Annotated in this window: 15 protein-coding genes; 2 read left to right on the forward strand and 13 right to left on the reverse strand. The window is 72.6% G+C overall.

Features of this window, described 5'->3' with window-relative positions; genetic code table 11:
* Window positions 1-33: 33 nt before the first annotated feature.
* From ACP7BP_RS04015 to ACP7BP_RS04050, 8 genes are all read right to left on the reverse strand, one after another.
* Window positions 34-810: a type III pantothenate kinase gene (locus ACP7BP_RS04015; protein WP_426242717.1), complete on the reverse strand. Its 777-nt coding sequence runs from the start codon at window positions 808-810 to the stop codon at window positions 34-36.
* Window positions 807-1,712, reverse strand: coding sequence for a carboxylating nicotinate-nucleotide diphosphorylase (gene nadC, locus ACP7BP_RS04020; RefSeq protein ID WP_426242718.1), 906 nt, complete (start codon window positions 1,710-1,712; stop codon window positions 807-809). The genes ACP7BP_RS04015 and nadC overlap by 4 nt, the downstream gene beginning before the upstream one ends.
* Window positions 1,709-3,406, reverse strand: coding sequence for an L-aspartate oxidase (locus ACP7BP_RS04025; protein WP_426242720.1), 1,698 nt, complete (start codon window positions 3,404-3,406; stop codon window positions 1,709-1,711). Before ACP7BP_RS04025 ends, nadC begins: the two co-directional genes overlap by 4 nt.
* Window positions 3,407-3,410: 4 nt before the next feature.
* Window positions 3,411-3,827, reverse strand: coding sequence for an aspartate 1-decarboxylase (panD, locus tag ACP7BP_RS04030; RefSeq protein ID WP_426242722.1), 417 nt, complete (start codon window positions 3,825-3,827; stop codon window positions 3,411-3,413).
* Window positions 3,827-4,726, reverse strand: a complete 900-nt coding sequence (gene panC, locus ACP7BP_RS04035) for a pantoate--beta-alanine ligase (protein ID WP_426242724.1) — start codon at window positions 4,724-4,726, stop codon at window positions 3,827-3,829. The genes panD and panC overlap by 1 nt, the downstream gene beginning before the upstream one ends.
* Window positions 4,723-5,625 carry a Rossmann-like and DUF2520 domain-containing protein gene (locus ACP7BP_RS04040; RefSeq protein ID WP_426242726.1) on the reverse strand — a complete coding sequence of 301 codons (903 nt, stop codon included), beginning with the start codon at window positions 5,623-5,625 and terminating at the stop codon, window positions 4,723-4,725. Before ACP7BP_RS04040 ends, panC begins: the two co-directional genes overlap by 4 nt.
* Window positions 5,626-5,795: 170 nt before the next feature.
* Window positions 5,796-6,731 carry a hypothetical protein gene (locus tag ACP7BP_RS04045; protein WP_426242728.1) on the reverse strand — a complete coding sequence of 312 codons (936 nt, stop codon included), beginning with the start codon at window positions 6,729-6,731 and terminating at the stop codon, window positions 5,796-5,798.
* Window positions 6,728-7,822, reverse strand: a complete 1,095-nt coding sequence (locus tag ACP7BP_RS04050) for a sulfotransferase family protein (RefSeq protein ID WP_426242730.1) — start codon at window positions 7,820-7,822, stop codon at window positions 6,728-6,730. Before ACP7BP_RS04050 ends, ACP7BP_RS04045 begins: the two co-directional genes overlap by 4 nt.
* A 41-nt stretch (window positions 7,823-7,863) precedes the next feature.
* Between ACP7BP_RS04050 and ACP7BP_RS04055 the strand changes: the two genes are divergently transcribed.
* Window positions 7,864-9,018, forward strand: a complete 1,155-nt coding sequence (locus ACP7BP_RS04055; protein ID WP_426242732.1) for a glycosyltransferase family 2 protein — start codon at window positions 7,864-7,866, stop codon at window positions 9,016-9,018.
* A 161-nt stretch (window positions 9,019-9,179) separates the two neighbouring features.
* Here ACP7BP_RS04055 and ACP7BP_RS04060 read toward each other — a convergent pair whose 3' ends face one another.
* The 3 genes from ACP7BP_RS04060 to ACP7BP_RS04070 are packed head-to-tail and all read right to left on the reverse strand — an operon-like array spanning window position 9,180 to window position 11,660.
* Complete coding sequence (locus ACP7BP_RS04060) at window positions 9,180-10,130, reverse strand: ABC transporter substrate-binding protein (RefSeq protein ID WP_426242734.1); 951 nt, start codon at window positions 10,128-10,130, stop codon at window positions 9,180-9,182.
* A 52-nt stretch (window positions 10,131-10,182) separates the two neighbouring features.
* Window positions 10,183-10,941, reverse strand: a complete 759-nt coding sequence (locus ACP7BP_RS04065) for an ABC transporter permease (protein WP_426242736.1) — start codon at window positions 10,939-10,941, stop codon at window positions 10,183-10,185.
* On the reverse strand, window positions 10,938-11,660 hold the full coding sequence (locus ACP7BP_RS04070) for an ABC transporter permease (RefSeq protein ID WP_426242738.1): 723 nt from the start codon (window positions 11,658-11,660) through the stop codon (window positions 10,938-10,940). The genes ACP7BP_RS04065 and ACP7BP_RS04070 overlap by 4 nt, the downstream gene beginning before the upstream one ends.
* Before the next feature lie 60 nt (window positions 11,661-11,720).
* Between ACP7BP_RS04070 and ACP7BP_RS04075 the strand changes: the two genes are divergently transcribed.
* Window positions 11,721-12,692, forward strand: a complete 972-nt coding sequence (locus ACP7BP_RS04075) for an ABC transporter ATP-binding protein (RefSeq protein WP_426242740.1) — start codon at window positions 11,721-11,723, stop codon at window positions 12,690-12,692.
* Window positions 12,693-12,842: 150 nt separating this feature from the next.
* Here ACP7BP_RS04075 and ACP7BP_RS04080 read toward each other — a convergent pair whose 3' ends face one another.
* Complete coding sequence (locus ACP7BP_RS04080) at window positions 12,843-13,922, reverse strand: GNAT family N-acetyltransferase (protein ID WP_426242741.1); 1,080 nt, start codon at window positions 13,920-13,922, stop codon at window positions 12,843-12,845.
* 44 nt (window positions 13,923-13,966) lie between these two features.
* Window positions 13,967-14,548, reverse strand: a complete 582-nt coding sequence (locus ACP7BP_RS04085; RefSeq protein WP_426242743.1) for a hypothetical protein — start codon at window positions 14,546-14,548, stop codon at window positions 13,967-13,969.

Below are 14,548 nucleotides of genomic sequence, written 5' to 3' on the forward strand. Positions count from 1 at the left end.
GCCCCGCGTCGTCCACAGGGTCGGGCACAGGGGTCAGGAGTTGCGCTCGAAGACCAGCCGCAGGCCCTGCAGGGTCAGCCACGGGGAGTGCTCGGTGAAGCAGCGACACTCGGCGTGCACCAGCGGCGCGAGGTGACCGGTGGCGATCACCGTGACGTCGGCGGGCTCCTCGCCCAGCTCCGCGATCATCCTCGACACGATCCCCTCGACCTGCGACGCGACCCCGAAGAGCATCCCCGACTGCAGCGCCTCGACGGTGTTCTTCGCGATCACCGAGCGGGGCCGCACGAGCTCGACCTTGCGGAGCTGGGCGCCCCTCCGGCCCAGTGCCTCGAGTGAGATCTCGATGCCCGGGGCGATCGCGCCGCCGACGTACTGTCCGGCGGCGCTCACCACGTCGAAGGTCGTCGCGGTGCCGAAGTCGACCACGATCGCCGGGCCGCCGTAGAGCCGCAGTGCCGCGAGCGCGTTCATGATGCGGTCGGCGCCGACCTCGCGCGGGTTGTCCATCAGCACGGGTACGCCGGTGCGCACGCCGGGCTCGACGACCACCGACGGCACGTCCGCGAAGTGCCGGGCGAGCATCTCGCGCCACTCGTGGAGCACCGAGGGCACCGTCGCGCACACGGCGATCCCGGTCACCGCGTCCTTCTTGTCCGCGTCGGTGAGCAGGCCCCGGAGGAGGACCGCCCACTCGTCCGAGGTACGGCGCTCGTCGGTCGCCACCCGCCAGTGGCTCGCCACCTCGTCACCGTCGAGGAGGCCCAGGACGGTGTAGCTGTTGCCGATGTCGGCGGCGAGCAGGCTCATGTCTCCGAGAGGTCCATGCCGAGGTCGAACACGACGACCGAGTGAGTCAGCGCGCCGACGGAGATGAAGTCGACGCCGGTCTCGGCGACCTGGCGGGCGCGCTCGAGCGTGAGCCCGCCCGACGCCTCGAGGCTGGCCCGCCCGTCGGTGATCGCCACGGCCTCGGCCATCAGGGCCGGGGACATGTTGTCGAGGAGGATCTGCTCGCAGCCGGCGTCGAGGAGCTCCCGGAGCTGGTCGAGGTCGGTCACCTCGACCTCCACCGGCAGCCCGGGGAACGCCGCACGCACGGCCTGCAGGGCGGGCACGACTCCCCCGGCGGCGATCACGTGGTTGTCCTTCACCATCGCGAGGTCGGCCAGGCCGAAGCGGTGGTTGACGCCGCCGCCGCACCGGACGGCGTACTTCTGCAGGGCGCGCCAGTTCGGCAGGGTCTTGCGGGTGTCGAGCACCCTGGCCCGGGTGCCCTCGAGGGCGGCGACCCAGTGGGACGTCGCGGTGGCCACCCCGGAGAGGTGGCTGGCGAAGTTGAGCGCGGTGCGCTCCGCGGTGAGCAGCCCGCGGGTCGGACCGGTCACCGTCATCACCCGGGCGCCGGCGCTCACGTGCGTGCCGTCGGCGATCCGGCCCTCGACGGTGACGGTGTCGCCCATGACGACGTGGAAGACGAGCGCGGCGATGCCCAGACCGGCCACCACGCCCTCCTCGCGGGCGTTGAAGTCTGCTCGGCCGTGCGCGTCGGCGGCGATGGTGGCGACGCTGGTCGCGTCGACGGCCCCGGCGGGCAGGTCCTCGCCGAGCGCGCCGACGATGCCGGCGTACACCCGCTCGGGGTCGAGGTCGGCGTCGCGCAGCTCGTCCAGCAGCGTGGACGGCAGGTCGGCGTACGGCGTGAGGTTCATGCGGTCACTCCCGAGGCGGATTCGGACGGGGCGGTCGAGGGGGAAGCCTTCCAGACCGCCTGCACCCGGCCCAGCTCGTCGAGCCGGCTGTCGACGTGCCCCGCGCGGGGGTCCCGGTCGGGCCAGTCCTCGCGCCAGTGGGAGCCGCGCGTCTCGGTGCGGAGGAAGGCGGCCCGGGCGAGCGCCGCGCTGATCGTGACGAGGTTCGTCGTCTCCCAGGCCTCGACGCCGGGTACGGCGCCCCCGACCTCCAGCTCGTCCAGGAACTGCAGGGCCTCGTGCACACCGGCACTGTTGCGGAGTACGCCGACCCGCCGGGTCATCACGTCCTGGAGGGCCCGGCGGTGCGAGCCGGCGAACAGCCACGCCTCGCGATGGTCGGGAGCCGGCGCTGCCCAGCCGCGCAGCTCCCGAGGCAGCACCTCGGCGATGCGGCGTGAGAAGACCAGGCCCTCCAGCAGCGAGTTGGACGCCAGCCGGTTGGCGCCGTGGACGCCCGAGCAGGCGACCTCGCCGGTGGCGTAGAGCCCAGGGATGCTGGAGCGGCCGTGCAGGTCGGTCGCCACCCCGCCGGACGCGTAGTGCTGGGCCGGAGCCACCGGGATCAGCTCGGTGACCGGGTCGACGCCGTGCTCGCGGCACACGGCGAGGATGGTGGGGAAGCGCCGTTGCCAGAACTCCTCGCCCAGGTGGCGGGCGTCGAGCCACATGTGCTCGCGGCCGGTCTCGATCATCCGCCGGGTGATGGCCTTGGCCACGACGTCGCGGGGCGCCAGGTCGGCGAGCTCGTGCTGGCCCTGCATGAAGCGGTTGTCCTCGAAGTCGACGAGGAAGGCGCCCTCTCCGCGTACGGCCTCGGAGATCAACGGCTGCTGGCCCTGCGACTGGGGGCCGAGGTACATCACGGTCGGGTGGAACTGCACGAACTCCAGGTCGCGAAGCACGGCGCCGGCGCGCATCGCGATCGCCATGCCGTCGCCCGTCGAGACGCTCGGGTTGGTGGACTGCGAGAACACCTGGCCGAGGCCCCCGCTGGCGAGCACCACCGCGCGGCAGTGCACGGCGCCCACGCCGTCGCGCTGACCCTCGCCGAGCACGTGCAGGGTGACGCCCGCGACGCCGCCGTCTGGGGCCAGCAGCAGGTCGACGGCCAGCGCGTGCTGGATGACCTCGATGGCCGGAGCCCGCTCCACGGCGGCGATGAGCGCCCGCTGGATCTCCGCGCCGGTGGCGTCACCCCCGGCGTGCGCGATGCGGTCGCGGTGATGACCCCCCTCGCGCGTCAGCGACAGCTCGCCGTCGGGGTGGTGGTCGAAGTTGGTGCCGAGCGCGATCAGCTCGCGCACGGCCTCGGGGCCTTCGGTGACCAGGGCCCGTACGGCGTCCACGTCGCAGGCTCCCGCCCCCGCGACCAGCGTGTCGTGCTCGTGCTGCTCCGGGGTGTCCCCGGGGCCGAGCGCCGCGGCGATGCCGCCCTGCGCCCACTGGGTGGAGCCGGCGTTCAGCACGTCCTTGGTGACGACCAGGAGCTTGAGGGAGCCGTCCGCGGCGTGGATGCGCAGGGCCGCCGTCAGGCCGGCGATGCCCGAGCCGATGACGACCACGTCGGCCCGGGTCGTCCAGCCCGGGTCGGGCGCCGTCAGGCGCAGGGGGAAGCCGGGCGGGACCGGTCGACGTACGGCGGTGTCGGTCACGACGTCAGCGGTCGAGCAGGTCGCCGCGGACCAGGCCCGGGGCACCGAAGGTCTCGGCCGGGTCGAGCCCGGTGGCCAGGATCTTGTTGGCGGCGTCGACGAAGACGACGCTCGGCTGGAGCTCCGCGGCCTCCGCCGTCTCCAGCTGGCCGTAGCCGATGAGGATCACCACGTCGCCGGGGTGGACGAGACGGGCGGCGGCGCCGTTGATGCCGATGACGCCCGAGCCCCGCTCCCCGGCGATGGTGTAGGTCTCCAGGCGGGCGCCGTTGGTCACGTCGACGATGTGGACCAGCTCGCCGGGGAGCAGGTCCGCGGCGTCGAGCAGGTCCGCGTCGACGGTGACCGACCCGACGTAGTGCAGGTCCGCCTGGGTCACCGTGGCCCGGTGGATCTTGCTCTTCATCATGGTGCGCAGCATCAGCTGTCTCCTCTTCCCGCGGGGGCGCGCGTGGCCCCCAAGGTGATGGGCATGTTGTCGATGAGGCGGGTGTCCCCCACGCGCGCAGCGACCAGGACGCGTCCCGCGGTGCCCTCGGGCACGTCGTCCGGCAGCTCGGTCAGGTCGGCCGCGCGGATCACGAGGTAGTCGAGGTCGACGCCGTGCGCCTGGCGCATCTCCGCACGGGCGGCCTCCAGCGCGACGTCGACCCCCCAGCGGGCAGCGTCGCGGGCCTCGACCAGCGCGTGGTGCAGCGCCACCGCCCGGCGCCGCTGCTCGGGGTCCAGGTTGCGGTTGCGGCTGCTCATCGCGAGCCCGTCGGGCTCGCGCACCGTCCGGGCGCCGACGACGTCGACCCCCATGCAGAGGTCGGCGACCATCCGGCGCACCAGGGTGAGCTGCTGGAAGTCCTTCTGCCCGAACACCGCGACGTCTGCGCGCACCAGCCCGAAGAGCTTGGCGACCACCGTGAGCACGCCGCGGAAGTGGGTGGGCCGGGAAGCGCCCTCGAGGACCGTGGCCAGCGGGCCGGGATCGACCGTGATCTCGGGCTCCCCGCCGGGGTAGACCTCGTCGACCGCCGGCGCGAAGACCACGTCGACGCCCTCGGCCGAGCACACCTCCAGGTCGGCGCCCAGGGTGCGTGGGTAGCGGTCGAGGTCCTCGCCCGGTGCGAACTGCATCGGGTTGACGAAGATGCTCGCGACCACCGGGCCCTCGCCGACCTGGGCGCGGGCCTCACGCATCAGGCTGGCGTGGCCGTCGTGCAGGGCTCCCATGGTGGGCACGAGACCGACCCTGCGTCCCGCCGTACGCGCCTCGGACAGCAGGCCGGCGAGCTCCTCGCGGGTGTCCACGAGGATGGTGCCGGCGGTCATCTGTCGGCGGCCGTCCGGTCGACCGGTGGCACCAGCGCGGCGTCGAGCAGGGCCCCGATGCGCGCCGCCCGGATGGGCAGCAGCCGGCCGTCGGTGGCCGCCCGGTCGAGGGTGTCGCGGGCCATCGCGACGTACGACGGCAGCGTGTGCGGCGCGTGTGCGGCGAGCTCGTCGAGGTGGGCGGCGACCGTGTTGAGGTCGCCGCGGACGATCGGCCCGGTGAGGGCGGCGTCTCCGTGGTCGAGCGCGTTGTCGAGAGCGGCGGTGAGCAGGGGCCGCAGGGTGTCGGCGGGGTGCTCCGCGCCGGCGGCGGTCAGGAGCTCCATGGCCTGGGCGACCAGCGTGACCAGGTGGTTGGCACCGTGCGCGAGAGCCGCGTGGTAGAGCGTGCGCCTGTCCTCGGCGACCCACATCGGCCGGCCGCCGAGGTCGTCGACCAGCGCCTCGGTGACCTCGCGCTCCGCCTCCCCCGCCGTCACGCCGAAGACGCACCCGGAGAGCCGGGGCAGGTCGACGGCGGTGCCGGTGAACGTCATCGCGGGGTGCAGCGCGATCGGGCGGGCCCCCACGGCGACCGCCTCGTCGAGGACGGCCAGGCCGTGCCGGCCGGAGGTGTGCGCGACGTACTGGCCGGCGTGGATGGCGCCGCTCGCGCTCAGCATGGACACGACGTTGGCAAGCATGTCGTCCGGCACGGTGAGGAGCAGCAGGTCGGCGGACCTGGCCACGGCACTGGGCTTGTCGACCCGGACACCGGGCAGCAGGGCGCGGATGCGCTCCCGGGAGGCGTCGGACTCGCCCGCGGCGGCCACGACGTCGTGGCCCGCGGCGCGCAGGGCGGCGGCGAGGACGGCACCGACGCGACCGGCGCCGACGACGCCCACCTTGAGGTGGGGCATGTGCGAACCTCTCGTTTCAGTCCCGCCGACCACCCCTGCCGTACGGCGTACGGACGGGGCCGGTGTGGGTACCAGACGATGTGCTCGGAACTCTTCGGGGTTGAGGGTACGCCGTCCCGGCTGGGAACGGACGGGAAGGTGATCCAGTGCACCCCCGGCGGAGTGGGCGCTCAGCCGACGGCGTGCGCGGGGTCGTCGACGGCGAACGGGCGGGGTGCTCGCGGCAGCCAGTCGTGGGTCACGTAGTCGACGATGTGCTGGCCCTCGGGCGCGGTCAGCTCGACCACACCGTCGAGCACGATGCCTTCCTTGAGGCTGTTGAAGACATGCCACTCGCGTCGCTTGCGGCGGTTGCGCAGGCTGGTGGCGAACGACTCCGGGTCGGTCCAGTGGGCGAACTCGTCGCCGTCGAGGTACTTCAGCTCCACGCACAGCCCCTGCGGCAGCGCGAACATCTCGAAGCGGTCGGGCGTCGTGCGGATCTCCCACTCGGGCGCCTTGGTGTAGATGAAGTCGGGGCTCATCGGGAACCCCCACTCCTCGATGTTGCGCAGCCCGAGGTCGAGCCAGGCGCGCCGGTCGTTCTCGAGGTACAGACCGTGGCGCGGGACCCGGATCACGGCGTCCTGCATGCCGACCTGCCACGAGAGGTCGGCCATCGAGACCTCCCCCTCCGTGGACAGCACCATGTCGCCGTCCCACTTCCACGTGTAGCGGGTGGTGACGTGGGAGAAGCACCAGTTGTAGAAGTAGGCGAGCGAGTGCACCGACCGCTCGTGCTGGGCCAGGTGCTCGGCACCGGCGCGGGCCACGTCGAACGGGTAGTCCTTCAGCGTGAGCTTGTGCGCGAGCCCGGCACGCTCCGCCGTCGCCCGGGCGACGTCCGAGGTGCCGTCGGTGGAGCCGTTGTCGACCACGAGGACGGCGTCGCAGGCGCGCAGCAGTGGGGGCAGCACGAACGGCAGCGACGGCGACTCGTTCTTCACGCGCAGCACGGCGGTGGCGCCACGGCGCAGCCCGCCGGGCCGGCGCCACGGCCAGGTGATGTCGTAGTCGGTGTGGCCCTCGAGGTTGGTGATGCCCTCACCCTGGCCGTAGCCGATCACCGGTCGTCCCGGGCCCGGCCCATCGCCCGGCGTACGCCACGGCGTACGGACGGCGGGATCTTGGCCCGCACCTCGTGCGGCACCCGCTCCACCAGCGACGGCCTGTCGTCCTCGGCCGACTCGCGGGCCTGGGCGACGCGGGCGGCGACGACCGAGGACTTCGAGATGGCCTCGGCCTCCTCGTAGAGCTCGACGTAGGCGTCGCGCAGCTGGTCGAGCGTGGTGTGCACCGCGGGGACGTCGCCGCCCTCGTCGGCGAGCTGGTTGAGGGCCGCCCACGTCTCCGCGGTCAGCTCGTGCAGGCGCGGCGGCAGCGCGAGGTCGTCGAGGCCCAGGGTGACCCGGCGCAGGCTGGGGTCGATGAAGCGGTGCACCTCGCGGATCTGGTCGCTGCGGGTGTGGATCACCGACTGCACGTCGAGCTTGTGGCCCAGGGCCATCGTGGTCTTGACCCAGTCGTCGAGGAGGTCGGAGTAGCGCACGAACGCCCGGCTGGCCACAGGACTGGCACCGTCGACGGAGCCGAGGATGTTGTCGCGGGTGGCCCGCTCGGTGTGCAGCAGCATGTTGAGCCAGCTGGCGGCGAGGTGGGCCGAGCCGAGCTTGTTGGCGTAGTACTTCTGCTTGCTGCCCACGACCTCCGCCGGCGGGCGCAGCATCGTCGCGAACACCGGCGTGGCACCGGTGCGGATCGCGGCCACCCGCCACAGGCCGAGGAACCAGCTGAGCCGGGGGTCCTTGACCACCAGCTCGGGGTGCTCGGCGAAGTGGCCCTCGAGCCAGTCGGCGACCCGGATGCGCGCGGGCTCGCGGGTGGCGATGCGGCCGGTCTCGAACCACGCGCTGGGCCGGCTGTCGCTGACCTGGACACCCGCCTCCTTCAGCAGCCGGTCGTGCAGCTCCACGGCCCACTGCGGCTCGCCGAACCCCCTGGGGTTGGACGAGTCGGCCATCACCTCGGGCTTGGGCACGTGCATGCCCAGGAGGCTGAGGATCCCCGAGAGGGTGCTGGTGCCGCTGCGGCCGGCGCCGGCCACGAAGAGCACCTTGCGCGGCACGCCGTCGGGGTTCAGCTCGTCGATGGCTCTCACGGGTGGGGAGCCTACAAGACCCGATCGCTAGGCTCGCCGCCATGAAGTGGCCCGCCAAGCACGCCGCCAGGCGCAGGGGTAGGCGGGAGCCGATGCTGGGTGTCGTGGTGCCCGCCTACGGCGTGGAGCACTGGCTCCCCGAGGCCCTCGACAGCCTGCTCTCCTCCAGCCACCGAGCCCTGGACGTCGTGGTGGTCGACGACGGCTCGCCCGACGCCTCCGGTGAGATCGCCGAGGAGTACGCCGCCCGCGACGACCGGGTGCGCGTCGTACACACGGACAACGGCGGGCTGGGCGCCGCGCGCAACGTGGGCACGGCGCTCGTGCGGGGCGACTACCTGGCCTTCCTCGACTCCGACGACGTGGTGCCAGCGGCGGCGTACGCGACTCTCGTCGGTGAGCTCGAGAGGAGCGGCTCGGACTTCGCGACCGGCTCGATCCTCCGCTGGGAGGCGCCGCCGCCGGCCGGCGCCGGCCTGCACGAGCCCCCGTGGATGCACCGCCTGCATCGTCCGGCCCGCGAGGGCATCACCGCCCGGGAGCACCCGGAGATCCTCGGCGACGTCTTCGCGTGGAACAAGGTGTTCCGCCGCTCCTTCTGGGACGGCGCCGGGCTCGCGTGGCCCGAGGGGGTGCGCTACGAGGACCAGCCGACCACGACCCGGGCCTACCTCGCCGGCCGCTTCGACGTGCTGCCGGCGGTGGTCTACCACTGGCGGATCCGCACCGACGGCACCTCGATCACCCAGCAGCGCAGCTCGCTGCAGGACCTCGCCGACCGGTGGGAGACCAAGCGGCTGTCACTGGCCGCCGTCCGTGAGTACGACGACCCGTCGGTGTCGGCGGTCTTCCTCGACCGGGTCCTGGCCGGCGACCTCCACCGCTACTTCACCGGCATCCCCGGCTGCGACGACGCCTGGTGGGAGCTCCTCGTGGCGGGCGTGCTGGAGCTGTGGGGCGAGCGCTCGCTGGTGCACAGCGGCCTGCCGCCGGTGCACCGCCTCGTCGGGTGGCTGGTCGAGCAGGACCGGCGCTCGGACGCCGCGGCGGTGATGGCGTGGTTCGCCCGGCTGGACGGCCCGGCGCCCCAGGAGGAGCGCGACGGCGTCCGGCTGCTCGGCGTGCCCCTCGAGGTGCTCGACCCGACCGGCGTGGATCCGGACGCCTTGGCGATCCGGGCCCACGAACGGGCGTAGTCGCGGCGGGCACGCGTGACCTCGTCGCCGCGGGCGGTGAGTGAGCCACATTCTGCGTGCCCCCGACTGTGGCTGACTCACCGGCTGACTCACCGGGACCGGGGCAGAGACCGACGTGGGCCCGGCCGCACCGGCGGTCCGGGCCCACGAGCGGGGTCAGCTCAGAGCAGGCCCTCCTGGGAGAGGAAGTCGGCGGCGACGTCCTCCGGCTTCTCGCGGTCGACGGCGATGCGGCCGTTGAGCTCGGTGAGGTTCTCCGTCGTCAGCGCCGTCATCAGCGGGTTGAGGATGTCCTCGACGTCGGGGTGCTCGGCCAGGAAGTCGGCGCCGACCGCCGGCACGAGGTTCTGTGCGGGCTGGATGTGCTTGTCGTCCTCGAGGATCACGAGTCCCTGCGACTCCAGCGTGCCGTCGGTCGTGCTGGTCTCGCCGAGCTCCGACTCGCCCTTGAGCACGGACTGGTAGGTCTGGTCACTGGCGTAGCCCAGCGGGAGCACCTCGGTGACGTCGATGCCGTACTCGTCGGAGAGACCGCCCTCGCAGTCGAGGCGACCCTCGCAGTCGGGGGCCGCAGCCAGCGTGACCGACTTGCCCTCCAGGTCGGAGAGCTTGGTGACGCCCTCGGCCTCGCTGTACTCCTTGGTGACGAAGAAGGCGTTGGCGTCGGTCGCCGGGGAGACGTCGAGCAGGGTGATGCCAGCGCCCTCCAGGAGGTCGGCCCCGTCGGAGGCCAGCTGCTCGCCGTCACCGGCCTCGAACGGCTTCGCGTCGGCGCCGCCCTTCTGGGTGTTGAGGAAGTTGACGATGCCGCCGACGTACTCCGGCACGACGTCGACGCTGTCGGGGAAGGTCGGCATGTAGGCGTCGCGCGAGTCGACCAGCTTGACCTCGACGGTGTAGCCGCCGTTCTCGAGGAGCTGCTCGTACATCGAGGCGACGAGGGTGGCCTCCGGGAAGTTCTGCCCGGCGATGGTCACCGAGCCCTGGTCGGCGGCTGCGGACGACTCCGGAGAGTCGGCGGTGTCGTCGTTGGCGAGGTCGTCACCGGCACAGCCGGCCAGGAAGAGCGCGCCGACGGATAGGACCGCGGCGAGTGAGCGTCGTACGAGCATGGTGTTCCTTCTGTGTCCCGCGACGGCTGCCGCGCGTGTCCGGATGCTGCTGTCAGCCGACGGCGTCGGCTGGTGCGTCAACGGTAGGTGCACCCGCCGACATTCCCACCTCACGATTCGGTGACGAACCGCGCGGCGTGGCGACCAGTCGCTGCGCGGCCGCGGCCAGGAGCTCCAGCACCAGGGCGACGGCCGCGACCACGATGGCCCCCGCGATGCCCTTGCCGTAGTTGGAGCGGAAGAAGCCGTCGGTGATGACCCGGCCCAGCCCCGGCCCGGCCACGAGCGCGGCGATGGTGGCGGTCGCCCACACCTGCACCAGGGCCAGCCGCACGCCGGACACCACCAGCGGCATCGCCAGCGGCAGCTCGACGCGGAAGAACAGCTGGCGGCCGGTCATCCCCATGCCGCGTGCCGACTCGCGCACGTCCGGCGGCACCTCTCGCACGGCGACGTACGCGTTGGTGATGATCGGCGGCAGCGCGAACAGCGTCAGCGCGATGAGCGTCGCCAGCCCCGCGCGGCCGTAGGGACCGAAGGACTGGGTGCCCGGCCACTCGGCGACCACGAGGAGCGCGAGGAGCGCGAAGGTGGGCACCGCTCGCCCGACGTTGGAGACGTTGATCGCCACGAAGCCGCCGCGGCCCAGGTGGCCGAGCCACAGCGCCAGCGGCAAGCCGACGCACAGCGCCATCGCGAGCGCGGTGACGGTGAGCAGGAGCTGCTCGGTGAGCAGGTTGGCCATGCCTCCGGGACCGGTCCAGTTGTCGGCCTCGGTCAGGTAGCGCCAGGCCTCCGACAGCACGTTCATGCGCGCGCTCCCCTCGTCCACGGGGTGAGGACCCGTTGGGCGAGCACGAGTACGACGTCCAGGAGGACGGCCAGGACGACGCAGATGACCGACGCGGTCAGCAGCTCGGCCCGGAAGTTCGTGCTGACGCCGTCCCGGATCAGGTTGCCGAGGCCGCCGTACGCCACGAGGGAGCCGACGGTCGTCAGGGCGACCGTCGACACGGTGGCGACCCGCAGGCCCGCGATCAGGACCGGCAGCGCGAGCGGCAGCTCGATGCGGAGCAGCAGCTTGCTGCGGCTGTAGCCCAGCCCCACGGCGGACTCGCGGACGTCGTCGGGCACCGACCGCAGCCCCTCGAGCAGGCTGCGCACCAAGATCGTGAGGGCGTAGAGGGAGAGCCCCAGCACCACCGTCGTCGGGGTGAGGCCGGTGAACGGCACCAGCAGCGGGAAGAGCGCCAGCGACGGGATCGTGTAGATGCCGGTGGTGACCGCGAGGATGCCCGACTCCAGCCGCGGCAGGCGACGCGCGAGCAGGGCCAGTGGGAACGAGATGACCAGGCCGACGAGCACCGAGACGACGGTGATCCAGATGTGCTGGACCGTGGCGTCGACGATCTCCTGCCTGCGGTCGGAGAGGTACTGCCCGCAGACCCACTCGTTGGTGAGCCGGCTGTAACACGACGGGCCGGCGGCGCTCGTGAGCACCTGGGTGCCTGCCTCCGCGAGTAGGGTCACCGCATGGACGCTACGGCATCTCGGCCCGCCGCCGCCCCAACCCGACCAGCGTCGGAGCCCATGATCCGGCTCGAAGGTGTGGGGAAGACCTACGACGACGGGACGGTGGCCGTCCAGGAGCTGGACCTCGACGTCGACCGCGGCGAGATGATCTGCCTGGTCGGCCCCTCGGGCTGCGGCAAGTCGACCACGCTGAAGATGATCAACCGGCTCATCGAGCCGACGACCGGCCGGATCACCCTCGACGGTGAGGACGTCACCACCGCCGACCCGGTCACGCTGCGGCGCGGCATCGGCTACGTCATCCAGCAGATCGGGCTGTTCCCCCACCAGACGATCCTCACCAACGTGATGACCGTGCCCCTGCTCTACGGCGAGAGCAAGGCCACCGCGAAGTCGCGGGCGCTGGAGCTGATGGAGACCGTGGGCCTCGACACGTCGTACGCCGAGCGCTACCCGCACCAGCTCTCCGGCGGCCAGCGGCAGCGGGTGGGGGTGGCGCGCGCCCTCGCGGCGAACCCGCCGGTGCTGCTGATGGACGAGCCGTTCGGCGCCGTCGACCCGGTCGTGCGCACCCACCTGCAGGACGAGTTCCTCCGCCTCCAGCGCGAGCTCGAGAAGACCGTCGTCCTGGTGACCCACGACATCGACGAGGCGGTCCGGATGGGCGACCGCGTCGCCGTCTTCGAGAAGGGCGGACGGCTGGCGCAGTACGCCACCCCGGTGGAGCTCCTCGCCCGGCCGAGCAACGAGTTCGTGGCCGACTTCGTGGGCTCCACCAAGGGCCTGCGCCGGCTGACGGTCACCCCGCTCGACGAGGCGCACCTGGAGCCGATGGACGGCATCAGCGCCGGGCAGCTCGGTGCCGCCATCGACATCGACGCCACCCTCGAGGAGGCGCTGGCCGTGCTGCTGCGCGACGACAAGCCGATGATCGGGGTCAAGCGCGGCGCGTCCTTCGTCGGCGTGCTCACCCCCAACGGCATCCACCGTGCCCTGCGCGCCTCCCTCGCCGACCCCCCTCCCCGTTGAGTCGCGCCGCCGTACCGGTTAAGTCGCGCCGCCGTACCTGTTGAGTCGCGCCGCCGTACCTGTTGAGTTGCGCCTCAGGTCGGGCTCGCGGCGCGTGAGCCGCAACTCAACGGAGACGTTGGCGCAACTCAACGGGAACGGGGGCGCAACTCAACGGGGGACGGTGACCTCGCGGTGCCAGGACTGCGTGACGTACGACGTCCGCCAGCCCATGGCGACGTAGATGCCCTCGGCGCCGGTGGGCGAGTCGGCGTCGACCTCGAGCCCTACGCGATCCCGGCCGCGGGCGGCGGCGTCAGCGATGATCGTGTGCAGCAGCCCCTTGGCGACGCCACGGCCGCGGGCCGACTCCAGCACGCCGATGTAGTCGACGTACGACCCGGGTACGCCGCCCGGCGCCGCGACCAGCTCGGTGCCCACGAGTGCGCCGCACGGCTGGGGCGGGTTCGCATCGGTGAGCTCGGCCAGCCACCAGTGGTCCCAGCGATGGCCGGGGTCCTCGCGCAGCCGGTGGCAGAACTCCTCGAAGGTCTCCTCGTTCGAGTTGAAGTGGTCGGTGAACGCGCCCTCGAGCACGTCGTGCACCGCGCGCAGGTCGGTCTCGTCGGGCATCCCGTCGGCGCTGTGGCGGACCTGACGGAAGGACACGTCGCCGTTGCTCCACTGCCGCGAGTCGGGCACGAGCCCGGCCTCCTCAGGCAGCACCGGACGGCTCATCTGCCACCACGTGCGCACCTGCCGGAAGCCGGCCCCGCGCAGCCAGGCCTGCTGGCGCCGGTCGTCGGCGAACGCCCCGCTGTCGATCTGCTGTACGCCGAGCCCGCGCACCGCGCCGACGTGCTGGGCCTGGGCATCGGCCCAGGCGAAGAGCGCCGCCGAGCACTGGTCGGCCTCGTGGTCGGCGATGGTCCGTGCGACCAGGTGCACGAACAGCATCCGACCCTGGGCCCGGTCGTGGACGCCGCCCCACGCGACGATCTCACCGGAGAGGTCGCGGATCACGACGTTCTCCCGCGTGGCCGTGCCGGGAGCCGTGATCGCGATACGGAGGTCGTCCTCGGCCGCAGCGGCCCAGCCCCGCGCCGAGTCCTCGTGGGCGCGCAGCAGCTCGGTGAGCCGGGGCAGTGCGGACTCGTCGACGCCGCCGAGCGTCCAGCCCGCCGGTAGCGGCGGGGGCGCGGGGAACAGGCGGTCCGGGTGGCTCTCGAACCGGTTGTCGGCGGGGATCACCGGCTCATTGTGTGCCCTCGCCATCGACGTGGTGAAACGACGGGTCAGGCGTGCTTGCGCGCCTCGCCCGCGGCCTGCCAGGCGACCAGCTCGGCGCGCAGCGCGTCGATCTCGACCTCGAGCTCGGCCACCCGCACGATCGCCTCGGCGGCGCGGGTCTCGGACGCCTCCAGCGAGGTCGACAGCTCGGTGCCACGGTTCTCGGCCAGCTCGGCGCGCCGGGCCTCGGAGTTGAACTTGCGGGTCACCTCGGCTGCGTGCTTCTGGGCCGTGCTCAGCGCAGTCTCCAGGTCGGCGATGGCAGCCTCGCGCTCGGTGATGCGGGTCGTCATGTCCGCGGCGAACGCGGCGTTCTCCGCGGTGCGCTGCTCGGTGATCTTGCGGTAGGCCTGGGCCTGCTCGGCACGGTCGCGGGCGGCGTCGCGCCGGGTCTGCATCAGCTCGGAGTGGGTGATGCGGGTGGCGGCGGCGCCCAGCACGACAGCTGCGACGGCAGCGAACAGCTGGAAGGCGGCCACGTCGCCGACGAAGGCGGCGACCACCAGGACGGCAGCGACGACGAGCAGGACGACGGCTACGGTCAGGCGGGTGCTGCGCTGACGGCGCCGGGCGTTGGGGGAAGCCAT

Origin of the sequence: Nocardioides sp. LHG3406-4 (assembly GCF_049897745.1) — a bacterium.
In the GTDB taxonomy this organism is placed as follows: domain Bacteria; phylum Actinomycetota; class Actinomycetes; order Propionibacteriales; family Nocardioidaceae; genus Nocardioides.